This is a genomic window from Paenibacillus sp. CCS19 (assembly GCF_033239625.1).
Lineage (GTDB): Bacteria > Bacillota > Bacilli > Paenibacillales > Paenibacillaceae > Paenibacillus_T.
On sequence record NZ_BTCK01000012.1, the window covers coordinates 106870 to 131284 of the forward strand.

Sequence of the window (24415 nt, forward strand, 5' to 3'; positions counted from 1 at the left end):
GGATGCAATAGAAACTGCATGTGCAATATTCTTTCTTTGTTCGCTGTGCCCATGGCCCCCAATTGCAGGGAGGTTTCCTGATAGCTAGAGCTCCCGAGGTTTGGGTAGGTGATAGATCTTTTGAAAATATCTTTAGTTTTTTTTGTTTTCCCTATGTTCAAAGAAAAACAAAGATGTTAAACTAGGTCTATCAAATACAAACAGACAAATTCGGAGGTAAACAAATGGTAAAAAGCTTATGGGTTGCCGAACAAGCTGCGCAATATACGAACGGTCTTGATCAATTGGTTTATCGCTCTAATCTCATCGGTGCTGACCGCCGCGTTTGCAATATCTACGGCGGCAATACGTCCGCGAAGACGATCGAGAAGGATTTCCGCGGTCGCGATGTAGAAGTGATGTACGTGAAAGGCAGCGGCTCCGACCTTGGCTCCATGAAAGCGGGCAATTTCACAGGTTTGCGCATGGATGACATTCGTCCGCTCTTCGAGCGCGACGCAATGACAGACGAAGAGATGGTCGCTTACCTCGGCCACAGCATGGTCGATTCCAAACATCCGCGCGCTTCGATCGAAACCTTGCTGCATGCTTTCTTACCGTTCAAACACGTTGACCATACACATCCGGATGCAATTATCAGCCTCTGCTGCGCTAGCAACGGCAAAGAGCTGGCGAGAGAAATTTTCGGCGACCGTTTCGTATGGGTGCCTTATATCCGTCCTGGCTTTACCTTATCCAAAATGATTGCAGAAGGCGTTCTTGCGAACCCGAATGCTGAACTGGTACTGATGGAGAAACACGGACTTGTTACTTGGGGCGAAACGTCCGAAGCTAGCTACGCACAAACGATCCGCATTATTAATGAAGCGGAAGCATTCATCGAAGCTCGCGTCAACCAAGCGAAGCTGTTCGGCGGCGTAAAGCACGCTCCGCTTACAGCTGATGTTCGCCGTCAGATCGCTTCCCAAGTTATGCCGACGATCCGCGGTGCGGTATCCGACAGCAAGAAAATGATTCTGTCGTTCGACGATCAAGACGACGTGCTCGCATTCGTCGGCGGTCAAGATTCGCCGCAGCTGTCGCAAGTGGGCGCAGCATGCCCAGATCACCTCGTGCACACGAAGGTCGTTCCGCTCTTCATCGACTGGACGCCGAATGCAGACGACGTAGAAGGTCTCAAAGCGAAGTTGAAGGAAGGCGTTGCAGCTTACAAAGAGCAGTACGCACAATATTTCGAGCGCAACAAACATGAAGGCGATGTTATGTTCGAAGCTGCTCCACGTGTTATCCTTATTCCAGGTATCGGCATGGTGAACACGGGCAAGAGCTGGGCATTGTCGCAAGTAAGCGGCGCCCTGTACCATCGTGCAATCGCTGTAATGCGCGGCGCTACGGCACTTGGCCAATTCGTATCGCTCAACGAGAACGAATCGTACAACATCGAATACTGGCCGCTCGAGTTGTATAAGCTGTCGCTCGCACCGGCTGAAGCGGAATTCTCCCGCAAAGTTGCGTTCATTACAGGCGGCGCAGGCGGCATCGGCAGCGAGACGGCACGCCGTCTCGTATCGGAAGGCGCACACGTTGTCCTGGCTGACCTTAACCTCGAAGGCGCTCAGAAGGTTGCAGACGAAATCAATGCGAAATACGGTGAGAACCGTGCGATTGCAATCAAAATGGACGTAACGAGCGAAGAAGCCATCCAAGCGGCTTATGCCGAAGTGGCTGTTGTATACGGCGGCGTTGACATTATCGTCAACAATGCAGGTCTTGCAACGTCGAGTCCGTTCGATGAGACGTCGCTGAAGGAATGGAACCTGAACATGAACGTACTCGGCACGGGTTACTTCCTCGTCGCTCGCGAAGCGTTCAAGCTGATGAAGCAGCAAGGCATCGGCGGCAACATGGTATTCATCGGTTCGAAGAACTCCGTGTACGCAGGTAAGAACGCAACGGCTTACAGCGCTGCGAAGGCACTGGAAGCACACCTTGCTCGCTGCATCGCAGCAGAAGGCGGCGAGTTCGGTATTCGCGTCAACACGATTCTGCCGGACGCGATTCTGCAAGGCTCGGCGATCTGGAACGGTTCGTGGCGCAACGAACGTGCCGCAGCGTACGGCATTGAGCCAGATCAACTGGAAGAGTACTACCGTAAGCGCACGACGCTGCTCGTGAACATATATCCGAAGGATATCGCAGAAGGCATTGCATTCTTCGCTTCGTCGAAAGCCGACAAAACGACGGGCTGCATGCTGACGATTGACGGCGGCGTACCAGCGGCATTCACGCGTTAATTCTAAATACGATGACAACGGCACCGTTCCTCCTGCTTGCGGAGAGGATCGGTGTCCGCTATTCCACCAATGCAAATGGAGGCTAGATAGATGGATGCAAATGTGAAACAAGCCTATGAAGCGGCGAAAGCGCTTTACGCACAACATGGCATTGATACAGATGAAGTACTTAAGAAGCTGGCTGAGATTCGCGTTTCGATGCACTGCTGGCAAGGCGATGATGTCAAAGGTTTCTTGAATCAGGATCAAGAGCTGTCCGGCGGCATCTCCGTAACGGGTAACTATCCAGGCGCTGCACGAACGCCAGAAGAGCTGCGCGCGGATCTCGACAAAGCGTTCTCGCTCATTCCCGGTAAGCACAAAGTCAACCTTCATGCCATCTACGCAGATACGGATGAGAAGGTGGAACTGGATCAACTCGAGCCGAAGCACTTCGAGCGTTGGGTAACGTGGGCGAAGGAACAAGGTCTAGGCCTTGACTTCAACCCAACCTGCTTCTCGCATGAGAAATCTTCCGACGGCTTCACGCTGAGCCATCCAGACCCGGAGATTCGCCAGTTCTGGATCGATCATTGCAAAGCATCCCGTAAGATCGGCGCTTACTTCGGCGAGCAGCTTGGCCAGACTTGCGTCACGAACGTATGGGTGCCGGACGGCTTCAAGGACAATCCGGTCGATCGGATGAGCCCGCGCCGCCGACTGAAAGAGTCGCTCGATCAAGTGTTCGCAGAGCCAATCGATCCGAAGCATAACCTCGACGCGGTCGAGAGCAAGCTGTTCGGCCTTGGTTCGGAAGCGTATGTCGTTGGTTCGCATGAGTTCTATATGGGCTACGGCCTGCAAAATGACAAGTTGATCTGTCTCGATGCAGGTCACTTCCATCCGACGGAAACCATCTCGAACAAGCTGTCTTCGCTGGCGCTGTTCACAAGCGGCATTCTGCTCCACGTCAGCCGTCCGATGCGCTGGGACAGCGATCACGTCGTCATCATGGACGACGAGCTGCTCGAGATCGGCCGTGAGCTTGTTCGCCACGACCTGCTGGGCACGACGCATATCGGCCTCGACTTCTTCGACGCGAGCATCAACCGCGTTGCGGCATGGGTAGTTGGCACGCGCAACACGATCAAGGCGCTTCTCCGCGCTATGCTTGAGCCAGTTGAAGCGCTCAAGAAAGCGGAGCTGGAAGGCGACTACACGGTTCGCCTCGCACTGACGGAAGAGTTCAAATCCTATCCGTTTGGAGCCATCTGGGATTATTACTGCGCATCGAATAACGTTCCAGTGCGCGAGCAATGGATCAAGGAAGTTAAGGAATACGAGCAGAACGTTCTGCTTCAACGCGGGTAATGCTTTCAGAAAATAGAGTGACTTTGAACTCCGTTCAAAGATCCTGATGTCAGGAGGGCGACCCTGTGTCGAACATACTTGCATTTGATCTTGGCGCAAGCAGCGGCAGAGCGATTATCGGCAAGCTGACGGACGGCAAGATCGAGATCGAAGAGCTGCACCGCTTCCCGAATGATCCAGTTCAAGTGGGAGATCGTCTTCATTGGGACATACTCCGCTTGTACCATGAGATCAAGCAGGGACTGCTCAAAGCAAAGCATAAAGGAATCGACCTTGCCAGCATCGGCATCGATTCATGGGCGGTCGACTTCGGTATGCTTGCCAGCGACGGAAGTCTGCTCGGCAATCCGTATCATTACCGGGACTCCTTGTACGATGGTGTGATGGAGCGCGTGCAGCATGAGCTGGGATCCGGCTTCATTTTCTCGCGTACGGGTATTCAGTTTCTTCCCTTCAACACGATCTATCAGCTAAGTGCACATCGCGAGAACGGAACGGCCTCGATGCAGTCGGCGGAGCAGTTCTTGATGATTCCCGATCTGCTCCGCTACTTCCTGACAGGCGAGAAATACAACGAATTCTCGAATGCATCGACGACGCAGCTGTATAACCCGCTGAAGCAGCGGTGGGACGAAGAACTGCTCGACAAGCTGGAGCTGCCGCAATCGTGGTTCGGACAAGTGCTGCAGCCAGGATCGCCGGCAGGGCAACTGCAGCCATCGGTCCAGCAAGAGCTTGGACTTGGCGCAGTGCCTGTATATGCGGTAGCCGAGCATGATACGGCATCGGCTGTTGTCGCGGTTCCAGCGATTGAACGCTCCTTCGCTTACTTGAGCTGTGGAACGTGGTCGCTGCTCGGAACGGAGATCGATCGGCCGATCATCACCGAAGAGTCGCAGCAGTTGAACTTTACGAATGAAGGCGGATACGGCAATACGTATCGTCTGCTGAAGAACATCATGGGGCTGTGGATCATTCAAGAATGTCGCAGAGAATGGGAACGTGCTGGTCAGGCGTATACATTCCCTGATCTCGTTGCGATGGCGGAGCAGGCAGCGGCATTCTCTGCATTCATCGATCCCGACGATGCGGCGTTCCTTGCGCCAGGCGATATGCCTGCACGCGTGCGAGACTACTGCCTGCGCACGAATCAGCCTGTACCGCAGAACCCGGGCGAAATCGTTCGCTGCGTCCTCGAGAGCTTGGCGTTCAAATACCGCTATGTGCTGGAGTTGACGGAACGGTTATCCGGTCAATCCTTCAACGGACTGCACATGGTAGGCGGCGGCATACATAATGTGCTGCTCTGCCAGTGGACGGCGAATGCAATCGGCAAGCCGGTATGGGCGGGTCCTGCGGAAGGCAGCGCGATCGGCAACTTGGCCGTGCAGTGGATTGCGCAAGGCGAATTCCAAGACATCTGGGAAGCGCGCCGCTCGATTCGCGAATCGTTCCCCATCACGATCTACGAGCCGGAACAGGCCGGACGCTGGGAAGAAGGCTACAGCCATTTCCTGCAGGTGACCGGCATTCGGTAAAGAAACGCGTTAATACGTAAATGATCATTCCGATCAACATGTAACGGACTGTACGAACGTTAATCGTTCCAATGTGGAGCGTAATAGCGTCCTACGGTCCGTTAGCGCGTTTCAATAGCAATTTGTCGCTCAATAACGCCTATGTGGTTCATTCGACATCTCCCATGGAGGAAAAGAAGGATATTTCCCATCATTTTGGCGAATACTAGATACGTTGCACTTGTATGTGTTCATCTGCCCGATTTGCACTTATTGGTTCATTGCCCGTAACTTTCTTGCGAGATTTGCCGTACTAGTGTTATAGGAGATGCAGCATACGAAGGGGGAGCGATCTAGTATGAAAGCGTTCGACATTATGAATCGCCACGTCTACAAGGTGAAGGAAGGGGACACAGTCCGCGCCGTCATCGAGAAATTCATCGATCATCGTATTAGCGGTCTTCCGATTGTGAACGATAGGAACGAGATTGTGGGCTACATTAGCGATGGAGACATTATGCGGTACATTGGCAAGAAGAGTGACCGTATTGTCGGCAACTTCTACTATACGATGGTGATCAGCGATCCCGAGTGCATGGAAGAGCGGGTCAGCCAGATCTTGAACTTGAACGCGCTCGTCATTGCCAAACGCAAGGTCGTCGTCGCTTCTTGGGACGATGATATTGAGGAGATCGCCGCTATTCTGGGCAAGAAACAAATCAAGAAATTACCGATCGTACGCAGCGGCGTGCTAGTCGGCATTATAAGCCGCGGCGATGTCATTCGACATGTGTTCCGCTCCGTTACGAATTGAATATAAGCGCGTTTCATTTGCAATAAGAAGACCGTTCCTCGGCCAAGATGCCGTAGGAACGGTTTTTTTTGTCCCTATCAGGTATAAGTTTCCGCATCTCAAGTCCTCCATTATTACAAGAAATCTTGTGAAATTGCGATATTCGTCCTTGTTGCACACGCTTACAATTGAGTTACGAAGCAAGCGAATGAATGAACGTAAGGAGATTGAGACCAGCATGAACAAGCAACTAACCGAGACAGAGCAGCAGTGGCTCGACCGAACATGGGACAATATTCAACGTAAAATGTCTGCACAATGCGCTAGGGTCGGTGACCGTATTCCCTATGTGCCTGAAGGCGGACGTTACCGCGAAGATATGGGAGAGTCGGACATCTACTGGTGGACGAACGGATTCTGGCCGGGCATCCTGTGGCACATGTATCAAGCGACAGGCGAACCGAATTATAGAACTGCAGCGGAAGGCGTAGAACGGAGATTGGATACAGCATTCAACGGTTTCGACGGTCTGCACCATGATGTAGGCTTCATGTGGCTTCACTCCGCTGTCGCGAATTATCGTCTGACGGGCGACCAGAGCGCTAAGACAAGAGGCATGCACGCTGCGAATCTATTAGCTGGCCGCTACAATCCGCGAGGCAAGTTCATCCGAGCTTGGAACGACGACTGCACGGGCTGGATCATCATCGACAGCATGATGAACATTCCGATTCTGCACTGGGCGAGTCAGGAGACACAAGATCCACGCTTTGCCTACATCGCGGTCGATCACGCGGACACGGTACTGAAGCATGCCGTTCGTGAAGATGGCTCGTGCAATCATATCGCGGTTCTGGATCCTGCCACCGGCGATCTGGTAGCGGCTCCAGGAGGACAAGGCTACGCGTCCGGTTCCTCTTGGTCAAGAGGTCAGGCGTGGGCGCTTTATGGCTTCGCACTCAGCCATCACTACACAGGGGATGACCGATATTTAAGCGCTGCGAAGCGGATCGCGCATTATTTTATCGCGAATGTATCGGTGACGGGTCATGTTCCGCTGGTCGACTTCCGCTCGCCGGCTGAGCCGGTGAAGTGGGATACGACGGCTGGCGTATGCGCCGCTTGCGGACTGCTCGCCATTGCCGATGCAGTGCCAGAGCACGAGCGCAGCCTGTATCAATCTGCAGCGATCCGGATGCTGCGAGCGGTTGACGAGAAATTCTGCAATTGGGATGTTGAACAGGATTCGATTGTAGACGGCGGAACGGCAGCGTATCACAGCGCGAAGCATACAGAGGTTCCGATTATATACGGCGACTATTTCTTCATCGAAGCGGTTCTGCGACTGAAGAATAAGCATGTTCTCATCTGGTAGGACGGAAGCTGAAACGGGATAGAGGGGTGATCGCTTTTGAATAATTTGAATATTGCAAAAATAGAAAGCGCCAACGAGCCGAAGCGTCGGACTGCATCCAAGCTAGGCAGCACTTGGCGGGAGTATAAGAAGCACAAGTTTCTTTTCTTCTTGTTGTTCCCGGTCTTAATCTGGTACGGCGTCTTCCATTACGGACCGCTGTACGGCATTCAGCTGGCGTTCAAAGATTTCAGTCCGGTGAAAGGGATATGGGGAAGCCCGTGGGTGGGAATGGAATACTTCAAGTTTCTGTTCTATCAATCGCCAGACTTTGCCCGCATATTCCGCAACACCATCTTGATTAGCTGCTACAACATCATCTTCGGGTTCCCGGCTCCGGTCATTCTGGCACTGCTGCTCAATGAGCTTCGCTCGGCGGCGTTCAAGAAGATCGCGCAGTCGATATCTTACATTCCGCACTTCTTCTCGTGGGTTGTTCTCTCAGGCATTATCATCATCATGCTGTCGCCTTCAGAGGGGCCGGTTAACTACCTGCTCAAGCTGATGCATATCGATCCCATCTACTTCCTGGCGGATACCGCTTATTTCCGTCCGACGTTAGTCGCGACCGGCATCTGGAAAGAGATTGGCTGGGGCACGATCATCTATCTCGCAGCGTTGTCCGGCGTTGATCCGACGCTGTACGAAGCAGCGAGAATCGACGGTGCCAACCGCTGGAAGCAGACATGGCATATTACGATTCCGACCATTCTGCCGGTCATTACGATTATGTTCATCCTATCGCTCGGCGGCATTCTGAATGCGGGATTCGATCAAATTTTCAACTTGTACAGCCCTGCGGTCTATGAGGTCGGGGACGTAATCGATACGTACGTGTACCGGGCCGGCATTCAGAACTTCCAATTCGGCTTAACGACAGCGGTTGGGCTATTCAAGAACATCATCGGCATTATACTCGTGCTCGGCACCAACTTTATTGTGAAGAAATTAGGCCAAGAAGGGGTTCTCTAACGAACCGCAGGGAGGAATCAGCCAGCTATGAAACCGACTGTCGGTGAAAACATATTTCAAATCATTCTAATCACATTTATATCCTTGCTCTGTATCGTCACGATCTATCCGTTCGTCCATATCGCCTCCATCTCGCTCAGCGGGCCGGGAGAGGCGGGACGGTTCGGGTTCCATCTCTATCCGAAAGATCTAGACTTCTTCGCTTGGAAACAGGTGCTCTATCAGAAAAAAATATGGATCGGCTTCGGCAACTCCACATTCCGGACGGTAGTAGGTACGGTTCTGACTCTTATCGCAATGTCGATGTGCGCTTACCCGCTGTCGCGTCGATATTTGCCGCACCGCAGTTTCTATACGATGATCATTCTCTTCACGATGTTTTTCAGCGGCGGCATTATTCCGTCGTACCTGCTCATTAAAGAGCTGCATCTGATGGACAGCGTCTGGGTGTACATCATTCCGGGTCTCGTGCCGACGTTCTCGATGCTCGTTCTTCGCAATTTCTTCATGTCGATTCCGACGGAAGTCGAGGAATCAGCCAAGATCGATGGCGCGAATGACATCCGCATTCTCATCTCGATCGTTCTCCCGCTGTCGAAGCCGGTACTGGCAACGTTGGCGCTGTGGACGGCGGTTGGACATTGGAACGCATGGTTCGATGCCGTGCTCTACATCTCGAGTCCGAGCAAGCAGGTGCTTCAGTTCTTCCTGCGGGAGATCGTCATTACGAATACCGATGCGGAGACGTTCGGCCGCTCGGTTGTCGGCAACTTCAAGTATGAGCATTCGATTAAGGCTGCAACGGTTATGTTCGCCGCGCTGCCGATTCTGATCGTGTACCCGTTCCTGCAGAAGTACTTCGTCAAGGGCACGATGATCGGATCGCTCAAAGGCTGACCATTGGTTTACGCTGGGCATGTCATGGTGAATGCTGTGCCCTGTTTAAATAACACAAGCTGCATTTATAAAAAGGGAGGATTACAACGCATGCAAGCCAATAAAAAGAAGCTTAGTCTCGCAATTCTCTTAAGCCTATCCATTATCGCAGCAGGCTGCGGCAGCAGCTCGGACAAGGAAACGACGAGCAGCACCGATACATCCACGAACACGGATAACGTCAATTCCGAAGCGCCGGTAGAGAAAGAGGAGCCGATTACGATTACGTTCGCAGGCTCCACATGGGATACGCCAACGGAGGACGGCAACGAAGTTCAGAAGTATCTGGAAGAGAAATTCAACGTTAAGATCATCAACGAACGCGTAACAGACGACAACTTCAAAGTAAAAATCGCAGCGGGTGAAATTCCGGACGTGTTCCCGCAAACGCCGAACGAGTCCGACATGACGAACTATGCGCGTCAAGGCATCATCGCAAGCATCTCCGTTGACGACATTCGCAAATATATGCCGAAATATTCGGCAGACGTAGATTCGGTTAACCCGCAAGCATGGGATATTGCACTCATCGATGGCAAGAACTATGGCGTGCCGCGCGTCTGGCTGAACGGTGCATACGGCTTCATTCCGACGTATAACAAGAATTGGCTGACGGCAATCGGCTATAGCGAACCGCCGAAGACGATTGCCGAGTTCGAGGATGTATTGACGAAGTTCCGCAACAATGACCCGGATGGCAATGGTCAGAAGGATACGTACGGAATGACGGCTCGCGGCAAGGATGCACGAAACCAATTCTTCAACTCGATTTATGCCTCGTTTGGCATTAATCCTTATCAATTCTCGGTTGGTGCTGATGGCAAGCTGACTTGGGGCGCGCTGACGGATCAAGCGAAGGAAGCGACGAAGTTGATCAACAAATGGTACAAAGCAGACCTGATCGATCCTGAATTCATGACGGACGGCAATGATCAGATCGGACAGAAGTGGAACAGCCAGAAGATCGGTTACAAAGAAAACTTCATGTATCACCATCTGTTCGGCATGCTCGAAGGCGATAAAGCGAACAACGTAGAAGCAGCTTACGGGAAAGGTCTGGTTGGTCCTGCAGGCAAGACGCTCGTATTCTCTAACGGTGCGCTGCAAGTTCCGCTGCTGTTCGGTAAAGACGTAGAGACGAACGAGAAAAAACGGGTTAAAATTCTGCAAATTCTCGAAGAACTCGCAACGAATGACGAGGTGTATTTGAAGACGGTCTTCGGCGACGAAGGAACGACGTATGACATCGTCAACGGCGCTCCAACGATCAAAGCACCGTACGACACGCCGGAGAAGAAGAATGAATTCGGTTTCGGCGGCTTCTACAACCCGCTGGTAGAACGCGATACTTCGACGTGGAAATTCCACTTCACGCCTGATAAGCTCGCATTCCGCGATCAGCTGAACAACGGCAACGAAATTATCGCCGACGTACTTGGACCTACAGTTCTGGAATCGAAGGGTAAATACTCGGCAACGCTTAATGCGCTCCAGGATGAGTTCTACACAAGAGCGGTTACGACAACGGACGATTTGGACGCAATGTTCGAGGACTTCAAGAACAAATGGCTCAAATCCGGCGGTCAAGAAATGCTCGACGAAGCGAACAAAGTGTACGAAGCTCGTCAAGCAGCGAAGTAATCGCGAATTGCATAACAACCGACATGAGTAGCTTCGTCTATAATCGCATTGCGATAGACAGGGCTTCTTGTCTTATGGAGTGGGCGCAGGATGCTCGCTCCCTTGTTCATTTTCTGATATGCTAAACCTAATAGAAGCAGCTTGGAGTCATAGATTACACGGCTAGTTGTAAGCGTTGTCATAGCGCTGCGAAGGGATGGATGGTCAATGCGATTGCTAATTGCAGATGATGACGATTATACGAGAGAAGGATTAAGCGAATCATTCGATTGGGACAAATATGGGATCGATGAAATCTATCTTGCGGCAGATGGAGCGGAAGCGCTTCGTATTGCGACGGCGAAGAAGCCGGAGATCGTACTGACCGATATCCGTATGCCGAAGCTCAACGGTATTGAATTTGCTAAACGGTTGGCAGAGAAGTCGCCAGACAGTCAGCTCTTGTTCATGAGCGGTTATATGGATGTTGAGTATCTCAAGAGCGCAATCAAACTGTCCGCGGTTGAATATATTGAGAAGCCGATCAAGCTGTCTGAAGTCGAACGGGCGATTGATAAATCAATTCGTTCGCTGGCGAACAAGCAGCAGCAAACGGCAGTTGTGAAGCAGAAGAATGAGCTTGTACGGCAGAAGCTTGCGGGCATGCTCCGAGATGAACATGTCGACAAAGCAGAAACCGTTCGGCTGTGCAGAGAAAGTTATTTTCCTGCGGACCAGCGTTACTGGGGAATCATGATATGGAATCGGCTCGAAGCAGGCGACGGGTATGCGGATCTGCAGTTGATGCTGCAGTATTGGCAGGATAACGGAATGCAGGCGATTGGCGACCAATTGGATAGAAGGCACTGCTTCCTCGTACTTGCTTCTGATCGGCATGATGCAAGGAAGCTGTCGAGCTTATGCGATCTATTCCTTAAACGATATGAAGCTTACAGCATCAGCATCGGCACAGCGGCAAATCATCTGCATGAACTCCCGAATGCTTATAAGACGGCAATGCGAGCGATGGAGCAAGCTTTCTATAGCGCAGATCGACGAGTGTTTCATTATATAGAAGCGGATCGCATGCCTGAAGACCACAGCCATGAGAAAGTGCTGCCGGAATTTTATCGCGTCCGCATGCAAAGCCCTGAGCAGATGCTCGACTTCATTCGTTCAATATGCGCGCAATTCCGGATGAAGCAGTCCCCTGCGAAAGAACGCGTGGTCACAATATTCGAGACGATTATACAGGGCACAACCGGCCATGATCAGAAGCAGCTTGCTGCACTTGACAGTGAGTACGGCATTCCGGATGTAGAGCATTACTTAAGGGAATGCCGGACGCTTGATGGCATGGAGCAGTTAATGCTTGCTGTCTGCTCGGTATGGATTGAACAAACGCAGCAAGTTGCGCAGTATTCCAGACTTGTCCAGGAAGTGCTTAAGTATATCGCTGCCAACTACCGCAATGTCGATCTCGATCTGCGGATGATCGCCGAGCATATGCATCTGTCGACCGCACATCTTGGCCTATTGTTCAAACAGGAGACGGGTACAACGATCAAACAATATATTAGCGATTATCGAATGGACGTTGCGAAGAAGCTTGTTGCTGGCGAGCATCTGAAGATGAATACGATTGCGGAGCTGTGCGGGTATGCAAGCGCAAGCTATTTCGCTAAAGTGTTCAAGGCGTCTACTGACTTATCGCCGATCGAGTACCGAAGGAAGAGCTGAAATGAAACTTGTCCATGCAGTCAACGACATGTCTTTCCGTAAGAAAATTATGATTCTGTTCGCTCTTATCGGCATCGTACCGTTAATTATTACGTTCTTCGTCTCTTATAACGAGATTCGCCAGCTTGTCGTGAACGGGCAGGATTATGCTGAGAATCAGAACTATGAACAGACGCTGTCGACGCTGGCGAAGAAGTTCTCGCATCTCGAAGAGCTGTCAGCGATGATTATCGTCAATAAAGATATGAATACGATTCTGTCGATGAAGCCGGACGATATGAAAATTCCGGAGCAGATGGCCGCATTCAACTCCATGGTAGCTTATACGCAGATGATGGAGACGAACTCGGAGTTCGACCATATTGTCTATTTTGTCGATGATAAATTTATTGTGACGGGAACCGATACGCTGTTTCGCAAGCTAAGCGCAGTTCGCAACACGGATTGGGGCAACAAGGTGTATGCCAGCAATGGAGCATCGACTTGGGTCATCAGGCAGGAGAATAACTTAGATTCAACGGAGCGTTATCTTGCTCTCGGCAGGCTGCTGTGGAACCCGCGCGATTATATGGATCCGGCAGGCATTGTGACGTTGAATGTGGATCTGAAGCAAATTCAGCAAAGTCTGATCAAGTCCGATCCGCTGCAATTCGTTTATGTGGAATCGGAGGATGGAGAGCTAATTACGAGCAGCGGCGAGCAGGAGCTTGCTTTCATGCGTCTGCCCAAGCCGATTGACAGCAAAGGCAAGTTTACGACAGTCCAACTAGACAGCGGCACTTATCTAGCAAGAGGGCAGAAAATCGGCGATACGAATCTATACCTGATGTCCGTTATTTCTCACGCTGCCGCTTCTGACGCGCTGCTAAGTATTCGCAATCAGATGCTGACCGTCTATCTTGTCGTATGCATCATCCTGCTTGTGTTTATTTTCCCAGTAGCCCGGTCGATTACGCGCCGTATCTTCCTGCTCATGAACAAGATGAGTCAGGTACGTCAAGGACGGCTGAATCAGCTGGATATCGAACCGCGCAAGGATGAGGTAGGTCAACTGATCTCCAGCTACAATTATATGATCAACAGCGTACAAGAGCTGATGCAGGAGCAGTTCAAGCTTGGTCAGGAGAAAAATGAAGCAGAGCTGCGTGCGCTTCAATCGCAGATCAATCCTCATTTTCTATACAACACGCTCGATATGATCAACTGGATGGCGCAGCGCGATGAACGCGATAACATCCAGCAGGTTGTATATGCACTGTCGGATTATTATAAATTGATCCTGAACAAAGGTGAGGATTTCGTATCGCTGCGGGATGAAGTGCGTTTGAGTGAGATCTATATGGAAATTCAGCGGAAACGGTTCCGCAATCGGATTCAGTTGGAGACCGAGCTGGCGGAAGAGACGCTGGATTGTCTCATACCGAAGATTACGTTGCAGCCGCTTGTGGAGAACGCCATTTTGCACGGGATTACAGAGAAACCAGGCGGTGTTGGTGTCATTAAACTTCGGGGCTCTATTGAACTTGGAAGGCTTCATATTGCAGTAGAGGACGATGGGATAGGGTTTCAAGCGTCGAACGGCGATAATCGCAAGCATCGGGGCAGCGGCTATGGGGTGAAGAATATAGAGAAGCGGCTTGCGCTTTACTACGGCCAGCCGACCGATCTGAACTTCCATACGCCGGAAGCGGGAGGGACCATCGTTTCCTTCGATGTACCGATTGTAAGACGTGAACGAATGGATGGGGGAGAAGGGTAATGACGGTCTGGTATCGCAAGATCACGACAATGGCAATAATGATTTCCTTGCTCACGGTCACTGCTTGCAGTTCAAGCGGATCGACGAGCAGCGGCGAATCGGCCGATCACAGCGAGGAGTTATCAGATACCGCGCAGTCCGCTTCCGTTATTCATTTGAAGGCCATCACAATGGGCAAAGAGCCGGCAAGCGGGATGGATGAGTTCTATAAACAGCTCGATGCGTTAACCATTAAGGATTTTGGAGCAACCCTGCGTTTTGATTTCATTCCGTGGGGGGAAGAGAAAAGCATTATCGGCAGGGCCATCGTTACGAAAGCATATGATTTCTACGTAGGCGGCTTCTGGACCGATTTCAAAGACTATGCTTCGAAGAATGCATTCGTCGATCTTGTACCGTTGTTGGATCAGGTACCGAAGTTGGTTGAACATTATGGCAACGTTCTGGACCGTGTGAAAATTAACGGAAAGCTGTATGGTCTGCCGACATTCGGGAAACCGGCTGCTGGCAGTTACGGGGTACTGTATCGGGAAGATCTGAGGAAACAATGGGGACTGCCAGCAATTCATGACTTCAGCTCGCTGGAACAATATTTGTACAAGGCCAAAGATGAATATTCAGACACGCCGATGATTAACGATAAACGATTCGGTGACGTGCTGTGGGACATTTTGACTGGAGGCAAGTATTACACGGTTGTACAGGATTATGCAGTCGCCGCAATCGCAGAGCCCTATAAGGCGATTAATAAGTATGAGACTCCTGAATATAAGCAAATGGTGGAGATAGCAAGAAAGTGGTACCGGGACGGGGTCGTGGATCATGACATCCTGGCGAGCCAGAATAATGAGACGGCCAAGACGGTGGAACTGATGAAGGCGAATAAGAAGCCGCTTGAGTTCAGCAATCATTTTGGCGCGGTAAGCTTCGGTTATATCGACGTTCTCAATCAGTTGTATCCGGAGCAGCAATTCGGTTGGTTCGATATTAAGTTCGATCTATACCCGCAGACTGTATTTATGCCGAAGATATCAGTGGAGACCTCGTCTATGATCTCAATCGGCTCGAATTCCAAGTACCCAGAAACCGCGTTGAAGCTTCTGGAGAAGGCGCATACCGACCCTCGCTATTATGTATTGTTGCAATATGGCGTGGAGGGCGAACATTATAAGCTCATAGATAATGCGGTCTCATTCGAAGGCATTGCTGAAGAGAACCGTAAGCCTTATTGGACAGGACTTGCTGACGGTTATCTGGATTTGCCAGTTAAATATCCGGATCAATGGCAGGAGATTGTCAATCGATTGCAGTATGATGAAGGACCGAAGCTGGCGATGAAGAACGGGATCGATCCGTATGAGGGCTTTGTGTTCGATACGGCGCCGGTCTCTGCACAGCTGGAACGCATGGAGTCGAAGAAGGTGCAGTTTATTCAGCCTTTGGCCGCTGGGGTCAGCGATGATATCGACAACGATCTGAGCAGAGCGCGGCAGGAGCTGAAGGAAGCCGGCATAGATGATTATATGCGTGAGCTGCAATCACAGTTGGACAAGTTCGCAGCGGCACGATGAAGGAACCTTGGCAGGCTGATAGCATCGGCTTGCTAAGGTTTTTTTGTGGTGGCAGTGTGGGATGATTGGCAGAGGGGTGATTTTACACAGCAATCGGCCGTTATTGCCTATCTGGATCCGGAAGGCGCGGTTGGAAATACAGATTTCTCTGTCCGCGTGAGAGCCGGCAGACGGAGCTTGGGTGGAGTTGTTCACGTATGAGGTAAATCAGCGTGGAAGGCTGATGGTTTGATAGGTGCTAGGTGATAGGTGATAGGTGGAAAAAGCAAGAGCCGCGGGGTGTCCGCGGCTCTTTTTCTTTATTAATGATCAGTTTAAACCCCCGAATAAGCAAGGAACCCGCCGTCTACCGGCACGACGATGCCGGTGACGAAGCCCGACAGCGTCTCGTCGGCGAGCCAGAGCAGCGCGCCGAGCAGATCCTCGGGTTTGCCGAAGCGGCGCATCGGCGTGTGGGTAATGATTTTGTGCGAGCGTTGGGTAAGCGAACCGTCCTCGTTCGTCAGCAGCGCACGATTTTGCTCCGTCAGGAAGAAGCCAGGCGCAATCGCATTAACGCGAATGCCTGCATCAGCCAGATGGACTGCGAGCCATTGGTTGAAGTTCTCGATTGCAGCTTTCGCTGCGCTATACGCCGGCACCTTCGTCATTGGCGATGGGGCACTCATCGACGACACGTTGATGATGGATACGCCTTCGCGGCCAAGCATCTGCTTCGCGAACGCCTGCGTAGGAATAAGCGTGCCGACGAAGTTCAGATCGAGCACGTTCCGGAAGCCCGTCACGCTCAGATCGAAGAAAGATGTAACGTCCGGATTGGCCATGTCATCAAGCGAGAACGTCTCATTCGTCGTATTCGCGCTCGGATGGTTGCCGCCTGCGCCGTTGATCAGAATGTCGCAAGGTCCGAGCTGCTCGAGAACCGTATTCGCTGCTTGCTGCACGCTATCTGCATTCGTTACATCACAAGAAACAGCGATTGCCGTGCCGCCTGCCTCGCGGATTTCTGCAACAACGGCTTCGCCCTTGTCGAGCGTACGATTCAAGATTGCGATACGTGCGCCTTGGCGTGCAAGCTCCTTCGCCATGACGCGGCACAACACGCCTGCGCCGCCAGTTACAACGACGACTTTGCCGGCAATTGCAGGGAAGGAATGGATCGTATTCGTCATTATGCCTTCACCGTACCTTCCTTAGCCGCTGCGGCAAGTACCGTTCTGCGATGGCTGTCCCATACGCCCCATAGATACATGATGCCGAGTGCGCGGTCGTACAAGCCGTAGCCAGGGCGGCACTGTTCACCCCATAGGTGACGTCCGTGGTCAGGACGCGCGAACCCTTCGAAGCCTTCCTCGGCATACGCTTGAACGATGCCCGTGATATCGACCGTGCCGTCTTGCGTGCGGTGCGACGTCTCGATGAAATCTCCGTTCTCATATACACGTACGTTGCGAATATGCGTGAACGGAATCCGATCGATGAACTCATGCACCATGCTAACGATATCGTTGGCAGGGTTCGCACCGAGCGAGCCGCTGCACAATGTGATGCCATTGTATGGGCTGTCGTGCAGGCTCAAGAAGCGGCGAATGTTCGCTTGGCTCGTAATGATGCGCGGCAGACCGAAGATCGGCCAGGGCGGATCGTCCGGGTGAATAGCCATTCGGATGCCATATTCAGCAGCAACGGGAATAATTTCATCGAGGAAATATTTGCAGTTCGCCCACAGATCCTCTTCCGTCACGTCCTTGTATGCCTCGAACAGTTTCGTCAGATGAGCAAGTCGCTCCGGCTCCCAGCCTGGCATCGTGAGCGATGAGTTTTCATTGATCTGCTTAACGAGTTCCATCGGTTCGATGTCGGCAATCCGGCTTTTCTCGTAGAACAGCGCTGTCGAGCCGTCTTCGAGTTCCTTGTGCAGATCCGTCCGCAGCCAATCGAATACCGGCATGAAGTTGTAGCAGATGACTTCAACACCGACCTGCGACAGCTTTGCGATCGTTTTCTTATAGTTCTCTATGTAGCGGTCACGGGACGGCAGGCCAAGCTTGATGTCCTCATGAATGTTAACGCTCTCAACAACCTTCAAGTGAAGTCCGGCGCGGTCCGCCTGTTGCTTCACCGTCATGATTTTGTCCATCGGCCATTCATCGCCCGCCGGTACATCATGGAGCGACCATACAATGCCTTCCACGCCGGGGATTTGCCGAATTTGATCCAAGGTTACAGTGTCGTTGCCTTCACCGAACCAGCGAAATACCATCTTCATAACGAACTTCGCCTCCGCACATTGGGAATGATGATTACTAAATTATTGTTTAAAATAATCCGGGTATTTCGTTCTCAGCAGCGCCTGATCCGCCACCGACAGCAGCATATGCTCCGTCATCAGCTGAACGGCGGCTGTCTCGTCATGAGACCGGATCGCATCGACGATGCCTTGATGCTGACGGAATAGATGGTCCCACTGCTGGTCAGCTGCAAGTCGCAGCATTCGGCTTCTATTCAGGTGCGTGATGATGCCGCCGAGTGCAGTCCATGTATTGCTCTTGCGACAGCCTTCGAAGATCGTACGGTGGAACGTCTCATCGAGCTCGAACATGAGATGATAGTCATGTACATTGATGCTTGATTGTTGTTGACTAAGATTGCTGTCCAGCAATGCCAATTGCTCGGCAGGGAATTCCGCACAGGCTAGACGTACGACTGCGACCTCAAGCTGCTCACGCATAAATCGCGCTTCTTCAACCAGTTCCGGATCGATGAGCGATACGAAGGTGCCGCGCTGCGGGTAAACCTCCAGCAGTCCTTCTTGCGCGAGCCGAACGAAGCTTTCGCGGATCGGCGTTCGACTGACGCCCATCTTCAGCGACATTTCTTTCTCCGAGATGGCTGCGCCAGGAGGGAGCTCCAATTGAAGAATCAAGGAGCGCAACGCAGCGTACACCGCATCCCGTGTGGAAACAGGCTGAATCGGCTTGATTGTGAAATCCAATGGCTCACCTCGTTCGTAGTTTTGTATCCATTGCCATACTACCATACTTGTATGGCAGTTGAATAGGTGTTATCAAAAAAACGGCTGCCTCCTCGAGTTAACGAGAAAACAGCCGTTTTTTTATTAGATTTATTAGGCCTCGGAAGCTACCGTCTTGTTCATAGCTACTGGGTTCTTGTCATCCGATGCTTGCTTCACTTTCTTAATCATGAAGGAGAGCAGCAGGGCAACGACGCCGATTCCGATAATGACGACGTAGGAATCGTTAATTCCTAGAATCTGCGCTTCCATTGCCAGATGTTCCTTGGTCCAGCCAGTTGCTTCACCGGACATGACCAAATCGGTACCGTGCGTTGTTGCGCGGTTTGTCATGACCGTAACGAGCAGGGACGTACCAATTGCACCTGCAACCTGGCGAACCGTATTGGAGATTGCCGTACCATGCGCATTAAGGCTGTTCGGCAGTTGGTTCAAGCCAGCTGTTTGGATAGGCATGAGGAACAGCGCCATACCGATCCGGCGTCCTGTGGACATGAGCAACAGATACGTGTAGCTAGTCGAATCCGTCAGATTAATGAAGCCGACCGTCGTACCGATCGTAATGATCAAGCCAACAACAGCCAGCCATTTGGCGCCGAATTTATCGAACAGTCGGCCGGCAACCGGCATCATGAAGCCCATGATGAGAGCGCCTGGCAGCATCAACAGTCCGGATTCGATTGCCGTGTAACCGCGAGCGTTCTGCAGATAGAGTGGCAGAAGCATCATATCCGCATACATCACCATCGTTACAGCGATGTTAATGATTGTAGTGAGCGTGAACATGTTGTACTTGAAGGCACGCAGATCGAGCAGGGGCTCCTTCGATACAAGCTGTTTCCAAGTGAACAGCGCAAGCGCTGCAACGCCGACTGCGATTGAAATGAGTACTTCTGCACTCGACCATCCAAGTTTACCTGCACGGCTGAAGCCATACAGCACAGCGCCGAAGCCGAGCGTCGAGAGAACGACGCTGATCATGTCGAGCTTGGATTTGATTCGTTCCGATACATTCGTAAGATAAATAAATCCACACACGATAACGATAACAGCGAGTGGAATCATACCGTAGAACATCGTTTCCCACTTGTAATTCTCAAGAATATAACCTGCAAGCGTAGGGCCGATTGCCGGGGCAAAAATAATGGCTGTACCTACCAAGCCCATTGCGGCGCCACGTTTCTCAGGCGGGAACAGCGTCAGAATAACGGTCATCAGCAGCGGCATAATGATACCGGCGCCTGCCGCCTGAATCATACGGCCGGTTAGCAGTACCTCGAAATTAGTTGCTAATGCAGATACGATCGTACCAATTAAAAATACGATCATTGATGTCTGGAACAATTGACGGGTTGAGAACCGTTGCATCAGATAAGCCGTGATCGGAATCAATACCCCGTTCACGAGCATGTAGCCTGTTGTCAGCCATTGTGCTGTTGCTGCCGAGATATCAAAGTCGATCATCAGCTCCGGCGTCGCGACACTCATAATCGTTTGGTTCAGCGTCGCAAGAAAGGCGCCAATAATCATAACGAATAATATCGGCCCTTTTTTGACGGAGCTGTCCGCTGTAAGGTTACCTTTACTCAAAGTCTTCTCCATCCTTCCTATTCTCTCTAGACTTAATTAACATTGTGTTAGATAATTAACACTGTATAAATTAGATTATAAACTGATTTCGAAGTGTTACAAGCGACTCTTTTTATCAGAGTGTCAATTAGTTATCGAGTGGTTGAAAATCTGTCGTTTAAGTCGAACATAAACGACAGAATATTGATCGATTGTAAATTAATATGGTTGATGAAGGGATCAGGTGAGGATGAATCATACGAAACCGCGCACGGACCCAAGGATCGTTCGGACGAGACAGCTGCTTAAGGATGCCTTTATTGATTTGCTGCAGGAGATGGAGATCGAGAAAATATCGGTGAACCGGATCGCGGAGCGTGCGACCATTAACCGCGTCACCTTCTACCTTCATTATCGTGATATTCCGGATATGATGGACAAGATGGCTGAAGAAATGATCGAGGACATGCAGCAGGCGCTTGATCAGTCCACGCCTTTGGATGATGGTGCGGCAGAGGGAGATTCGCTTGTCCTCGTCAACCTGTTGGAACATATTGCGGACAACGCCAAGTTCTATAAAGTCGTACTTGGTTCGAGGCGTACGCCTGTATTCACAGAACGAATGCTTAAGATGTTGTCCGATTCGGTCAAAAGAAGAATTGAGCAGTTCGGGATGGATGATACGATGGTCGAGGCCGGCATTCAGAAGGATATTGCGATTTGGTATGGATCAGCAGCCTTAATCGGCACCATTGTCGCTTGGCTCCGTAATGATATGCCTTATACGCCTGCTTATATAGCCAAACAATTCACTTTGCTGCGTGCCTTTCCCCAGTGGAAATCTGATCATCATCATATGTAAAGCATAGGTCTGCTTGTCTGCGGAGATGATAATGAGACGAATGATCTCACATTTCCTATGAACAGGGGCTGTCAGAATGGCCTTCCAACATACGGCTGCCAAGCCGTTTAGTCGAACGGGGTGGTCCAGATGGCTGCTCAGTCATCAGATCCCATATAAGCACAATGTGCTGCTGCGAACAACATTGTATGGGTTCTTCGTATACTGGATCTGCATGGGAATCCATCCGAAGGACTGGAAAGTGTGGGGAGTTGAGAACACACTGGTCGTTCTTAGCGTCGTCGCTTTAGTCGTTATGTATCGTATTTATCCATACAGTAATTTATCCTATATCCTTATTGCGTTGTTTCTAATCATGCATGTCTTTGCAGCTCATTACACTTATCAGGACACGCCGATCGATGAATGGATGAAGCATATGTTTCATATCAAACGCGGGTTTTATGACCGTGTCGTTCATTTTGCGTACGGCCTAATGATCGCATTTCCGATACGGGAAACCGTATTATATTTCTTGAAGCTGCAGTTTGTGCGCAATTATATCGTAACCTTTATGATTATCGTTGCGTCGAGTGGAATTTATGAATTGTTAGAAGCTTGGTCGGCTTTGATTTTCAACTCCAAGTTAGCGACACAGTTCGTCGGGCTCCAAGGCGATCCGTTCGATTCGCAGAAAGATATGACGATGGCGTTGCTCGGCGTCTTGCTGGCGATCGGGATTTTCTGGATCATGCATGCTAGACGAACAACTTGATAAGCTTAGGCGTTAAGCTCAGGCATTGAAGAATCCTCTATCTTTATTAGAGATAAATAGAAGGAGAGCTGATTGTCGGCCGCAGCCGTCATTAGCTCTCCTTTGTTTGGTTCAGGTTTACCGATTAGACAATGCCTGCATACCTTCTCTAAGCATTTGCGTAGCCCAGTTATACGAACCGCGATCTTCATAGTGACGATAATCGAATTCCAGCGCAGAGATCAAGAACAAGTACATATCATACCATTGAACACGAACGCGCTGACTTTCGTTCCATTCCGTTATGCCGTACCCTTCAACAAAGCCGTGATTGTTGGCAAAACCTCGAAATCCAACCTCCAGCAGTTCATCCGCCCAGAGGCATCGTTCGAAGTCGATTACGCCCGTCACTTTGCCATCCTCAATGAATACGTTGCCGGCCCATAGATCCCAATGAACAAGACGAGGCGTCGTCACTTCTGCAAAATGCGGCTTGTCGCGCTCCAGCAGCGCCAACAGCTGTTGAACATCGATGGTTAGATCAATATCCAGAGCAGCCGCATCGTTAATCGCATCTTGTGCGATGCTCTTGAACACATCGAACCAGACGTCGCCCTGCTTGTCCGGTTGACCAAAGTAACCAAAGCGCTTGCCAACGATGGAATTGATTCGGCGGTTCAACTCGCCGACCTGGACATCCACGCCGAGCCGTACTTCGTCGCTCAACTCTCCCTTAAGCGAGTGGAAACTGCTGCCGTTAAGCTTCTCCATGAAGAAGTACTCTGCATCACACAGCTCCCGACTATTGTCATAATACACAATCTTTGCAACAGGGACATTCGTCTGCTCTGCAACGAGCTGCATCGAGCGGACCTCACTGTTCATAATATTGTGTTCATGCGTCATAATAACGGAATTCTGAGGAGGCGCAATCTTAAGTACCGTTTCCCGTCCATCGGACAACTTAACCATATATGCCACATTGAAGAACCCTTCAGTCAACTCTTGGATGGAAACAGGCTGCACGCCTGGAAATGCACGTTCAATCATGTTATGAAGCTTTTCAGATGATTGTTTGTTTTTGGTCTGGCTTTCCATATGAACCTCCCATTATTTTCTATTCCTTATTATAGCGCTGGAAAGGAATCTTCAACACTACTCAAATGTGTGAATGTATGCTTACGATACTGGTACTGATTCAAGGCGTGACGCGGGAGAGCGGCTTAACGCAATACAAAGCGAATATTCGCAAGTAGTTATATAGAAAGGAGAGGCAGCGTTCCTCTCATTTTAATTTTGCCGACAGGAGGGATTAATGTTCTAAACTTCGAATAGCATGCTAGGTAGAGGGAAAAACGAGAGGAGCGGTTTCAGATGACGAGTTATACCCATGAACATGGACTTGATCAAAGTCGATCGACCATCGAGGTGCAAGGTGAGGGCAAAGTAACGGCCGCTCCCGATCAAGCAGTCATAACGCTTGGAGTAGTAACGGAACAGACCGAATTGCAGAAGGCACAAGCCGAGAATGCCGCTGCGATGACACGGGTCATCCAATCCATTCGGCAATTGAATGTGCCGCAGGAGCAGATCCAGACGATCGATTACCGGATCGAGACGCTTTATGACTATATTGATGGCAAACAAATTTTCAGAGGCTATCAGGTGACGCATATGCTCCAGATTACGACCAGCAACGTTGCTCAAGCAGGTGCAATTGTAGATACTGCTGTCGAGAACGGAGCGAATCATATCGGAGGTATTCGCTATACAGTGTCACAGCCGGCTTATTACGAGAAGCAGGCGTTGTCGCTGGCTGTCCGTAATGCAATGGATAAGGCAATGACGATCGGACATACGATGGGCATTGCGATTGATGTTGTACCGAAACGCGTGCAGGAACTGAGTCAATCCGGCGTTGCGCCGATACCATTTGCGGCAGCCGCTATGAAGGCAAGCGACGCAACGCCGCTTCAGCCAGGGCAGCTTACGATTACGGCTTCAGTGCGAGCGTGGTTCCGACAGAGGTAGATCAAATACATGTGTGCATAAAGCTCAGGACAATGCTGGTTAGTTAGCGGTTTTAAATTATTTTATAAAAAACAGTTGCATTAATGTGTGTGTGCATGGTATATTCTAATTCCGGCCGAGAGAAACACGCCGGTTACGAGAAACACAATGCGAATTGAATTGTTCTTTGAAAACTGAACAACGAGCGAAACTGTCAGTTTAAATGTTTTAAATGAGCTAA

19 protein-coding genes are annotated in these 24415 nt (G+C 50.7%); 14 read left to right on the forward strand and 5 right to left on the reverse strand.

Going from position 1 to position 24415, the window contains the following annotated elements; all coding sequences use genetic code 11:
- The first annotated feature begins 224 nt into the window (after positions 1 to 224).
- The 11 genes from SBI19_RS11130 to SBI19_RS11180 all read left to right on the forward strand — a co-directional run bounded on the left by SBI19_RS11130 (position 225) and on the right by SBI19_RS11180 (position 15966).
- Positions 225 to 2294 (forward strand): bifunctional aldolase/short-chain dehydrogenase, encoded by a 2070-nt coding sequence (locus SBI19_RS11130; RefSeq protein WP_317968005.1) that lies wholly within the window; start codon positions 225 to 227, stop codon positions 2292 to 2294.
- 90 nt (positions 2295 to 2384) lie between these two features.
- Positions 2385 to 3644, forward strand: coding sequence for an L-rhamnose isomerase (gene rhaA, locus SBI19_RS11135; protein ID WP_317968007.1), 1260 nt, complete (start codon positions 2385 to 2387; stop codon positions 3642 to 3644).
- Positions 3645 to 3709: 65 nt separating this feature from the next.
- On the forward strand, positions 3710 to 5182 hold the full coding sequence (locus tag SBI19_RS11140) for a rhamnulokinase (RefSeq protein ID WP_317968009.1): 1473 nt from the start codon (positions 3710 to 3712) through the stop codon (positions 5180 to 5182).
- Between the two features lie 337 nt (positions 5183 to 5519).
- On the forward strand, positions 5520 to 5975 hold the full coding sequence (locus tag SBI19_RS11145; RefSeq protein ID WP_317968011.1) for a CBS domain-containing protein: 456 nt from the start codon (positions 5520 to 5522) through the stop codon (positions 5973 to 5975).
- Positions 5976 to 6192: 217 nt separating this feature from the next.
- The gene (locus SBI19_RS11150; RefSeq protein WP_317968013.1) at positions 6193 to 7329 is read left to right on the forward strand and encodes a glycoside hydrolase family 88 protein; all 1137 of its coding nucleotides are present in this window, start codon (positions 6193 to 6195) and stop codon (positions 7327 to 7329) included.
- Between the two features lie 36 nt (positions 7330 to 7365).
- Complete coding sequence (locus SBI19_RS11155; RefSeq protein ID WP_317968015.1) at positions 7366 to 8340, forward strand: ABC transporter permease; 975 nt, start codon at positions 7366 to 7368, stop codon at positions 8338 to 8340.
- A 27-nt stretch (positions 8341 to 8367) separates the two neighbouring features.
- Complete coding sequence (locus SBI19_RS11160; protein WP_317968017.1) at positions 8368 to 9237, forward strand: carbohydrate ABC transporter permease; 870 nt, start codon at positions 8368 to 8370, stop codon at positions 9235 to 9237.
- 90 nt (positions 9238 to 9327) lie between these two features.
- A complete protein-coding gene (locus SBI19_RS11165) occupies positions 9328 to 10917 on the forward strand; it encodes an extracellular solute-binding protein (protein WP_317968019.1) in 1590 nt (529 codons plus the stop codon).
- A 207-nt stretch (positions 10918 to 11124) separates the two neighbouring features.
- Entirely contained in the window at positions 11125 to 12636 is a 1512-nt protein-coding gene (locus SBI19_RS11170; RefSeq protein WP_317968021.1) for a response regulator, read from the forward strand.
- A gap of 1 nt (position 12637) precedes the next feature.
- Positions 12638 to 14395, forward strand: coding sequence for a cache domain-containing sensor histidine kinase (locus SBI19_RS11175; RefSeq protein WP_317968023.1), 1758 nt, complete (start codon positions 12638 to 12640; stop codon positions 14393 to 14395).
- Complete coding sequence (locus tag SBI19_RS11180) at positions 14395 to 15966, forward strand: DUF3502 domain-containing protein (RefSeq protein WP_317968025.1); 1572 nt, start codon at positions 14395 to 14397, stop codon at positions 15964 to 15966. The genes SBI19_RS11175 and SBI19_RS11180 overlap by 1 nt, the downstream gene beginning before the upstream one ends.
- 314 nt (positions 15967 to 16280) lie before the next feature.
- Here the strand turns inward: SBI19_RS11180 and SBI19_RS11185 are convergent, their stop codons facing one another.
- The 4 genes from SBI19_RS11185 to SBI19_RS11200 all read right to left on the reverse strand — a co-directional run bounded on the left by SBI19_RS11185 (position 16281) and on the right by SBI19_RS11200 (position 20530).
- The gene (locus SBI19_RS11185) at positions 16281 to 17138 is read right to left on the reverse strand and encodes an SDR family oxidoreductase (RefSeq protein WP_317968027.1); all 858 of its coding nucleotides are present in this window, start codon (positions 17136 to 17138) and stop codon (positions 16281 to 16283) included.
- The gene (gene uxuA / locus SBI19_RS11190) at positions 17138 to 18235 is read right to left on the reverse strand and encodes a mannonate dehydratase (protein WP_317968029.1); all 1098 of its coding nucleotides are present in this window, start codon (positions 18233 to 18235) and stop codon (positions 17138 to 17140) included. The genes SBI19_RS11185 and uxuA overlap by 1 nt, the downstream gene beginning before the upstream one ends.
- 42 nt (positions 18236 to 18277) lie before the next feature.
- Positions 18278 to 18961, reverse strand: coding sequence for a GntR family transcriptional regulator (locus SBI19_RS11195; RefSeq protein ID WP_317968031.1), 684 nt, complete (start codon positions 18959 to 18961; stop codon positions 18278 to 18280).
- Between the two features lie 132 nt (positions 18962 to 19093).
- A complete protein-coding gene (locus SBI19_RS11200) occupies positions 19094 to 20530 on the reverse strand; it encodes a DHA2 family efflux MFS transporter permease subunit (protein ID WP_317968049.1) in 1437 nt (478 codons plus the stop codon).
- Positions 20531 to 20819: 289 nt separating this feature from the next.
- Between SBI19_RS11200 and SBI19_RS11205 the strand changes: the two genes are divergently transcribed.
- Together SBI19_RS11205 and SBI19_RS11210 are read left to right on the forward strand one after the other, a co-directional pair.
- Positions 20820 to 21431 carry a TetR/AcrR family transcriptional regulator gene (locus SBI19_RS11205; RefSeq protein ID WP_317968033.1) on the forward strand — a complete coding sequence of 204 codons (612 nt, stop codon included), beginning with the start codon at positions 20820 to 20822 and terminating at the stop codon, positions 21429 to 21431.
- A gap of 76 nt (positions 21432 to 21507) precedes the next feature.
- Positions 21508 to 22185, forward strand: a complete 678-nt coding sequence (locus tag SBI19_RS11210) for a DUF2238 domain-containing protein (protein ID WP_317968035.1) — start codon at positions 21508 to 21510, stop codon at positions 22183 to 22185.
- A gap of 117 nt (positions 22186 to 22302) precedes the next feature.
- Here SBI19_RS11210 and SBI19_RS11215 read toward each other — a convergent pair whose 3' ends face one another.
- A complete protein-coding gene (locus tag SBI19_RS11215; RefSeq protein ID WP_317968037.1) occupies positions 22303 to 23262 on the reverse strand; it encodes a phosphotransferase family protein in 960 nt (319 codons plus the stop codon).
- Between the two features lie 276 nt (positions 23263 to 23538).
- Between SBI19_RS11215 and SBI19_RS11220 the strand changes: the two genes are divergently transcribed.
- Positions 23539 to 24195: an SIMPL domain-containing protein gene (locus SBI19_RS11220; RefSeq protein WP_317968039.1), complete on the forward strand. Its 657-nt coding sequence runs from the start codon at positions 23539 to 23541 to the stop codon at positions 24193 to 24195.
- Positions 24196 to 24415 lie beyond the last annotated feature (220 nt).

Bases quoted from the DNA above. Each gene is read 5' to 3' on its own strand.
- SBI19_RS11130 (WP_317968005.1), top strand. From the start codon at position 225: ATGGTAAAAAGCTTATGGGTTGCCGAACAAGCTGCGCAATATACGAAC.
- rhaA (WP_317968007.1), top strand. From the start codon at position 2,385: ATGGATGCAAATGTGAAACAAGCCTATGAAGCGGCGAAAGCGCTTTAC.
- SBI19_RS11145 (WP_317968011.1), top strand. From the start codon at position 5,520: ATGAAAGCGTTCGACATTATGAATCGCCACGTCTACAAGGTGAAGGAA.
- SBI19_RS11150 (WP_317968013.1), top strand. From the start codon at position 6,193: ATGAACAAGCAACTAACCGAGACAGAGCAGCAGTGGCTCGACCGAACA.
- SBI19_RS11160 (WP_317968017.1), top strand. From the start codon at position 8,368: ATGAAACCGACTGTCGGTGAAAACATATTTCAAATCATTCTAATCACA.
- SBI19_RS11165 (WP_317968019.1), top strand. From the start codon at position 9,328: ATGCAAGCCAATAAAAAGAAGCTTAGTCTCGCAATTCTCTTAAGCCTA.
- SBI19_RS11170 (WP_317968021.1), top strand. From the start codon at position 11,125: ATGCGATTGCTAATTGCAGATGATGACGATTATACGAGAGAAGGATTA.
- SBI19_RS11175 (WP_317968023.1), top strand. From the start codon at position 12,638: ATGAAACTTGTCCATGCAGTCAACGACATGTCTTTCCGTAAGAAAATT.
- SBI19_RS11180 (WP_317968025.1), top strand. From the start codon at position 14,395: ATGACGGTCTGGTATCGCAAGATCACGACAATGGCAATAATGATTTCC.
- SBI19_RS11185 (WP_317968027.1), bottom strand. From the start codon at position 17,138: ATGACGAATACGATCCATTCCTTCCCTGCAATTGCCGGCAAAGTCGTC.
- uxuA (WP_317968029.1), bottom strand. From the start codon at position 18,235: ATGAAGATGGTATTTCGCTGGTTCGGTGAAGGCAACGACACTGTAACC.
- SBI19_RS11200 (WP_317968049.1), bottom strand. From the start codon at position 20,530: ATGATTATTGGCGCCTTTCTTGCGACGCTGAACCAAACGATTATGAGT.
- SBI19_RS11205 (WP_317968033.1), top strand. From the start codon at position 20,820: ATGAATCATACGAAACCGCGCACGGACCCAAGGATCGTTCGGACGAGA.
- SBI19_RS11210 (WP_317968035.1), top strand. From the start codon at position 21,508: ATGGCCTTCCAACATACGGCTGCCAAGCCGTTTAGTCGAACGGGGTGG.
- SBI19_RS11215 (WP_317968037.1), bottom strand. From the start codon at position 23,262: ATGGAAAGCCAGACCAAAAACAAACAATCATCTGAAAAGCTTCATAAC.
- SBI19_RS11220 (WP_317968039.1), top strand. From the start codon at position 23,539: ATGACGAGTTATACCCATGAACATGGACTTGATCAAAGTCGATCGACC.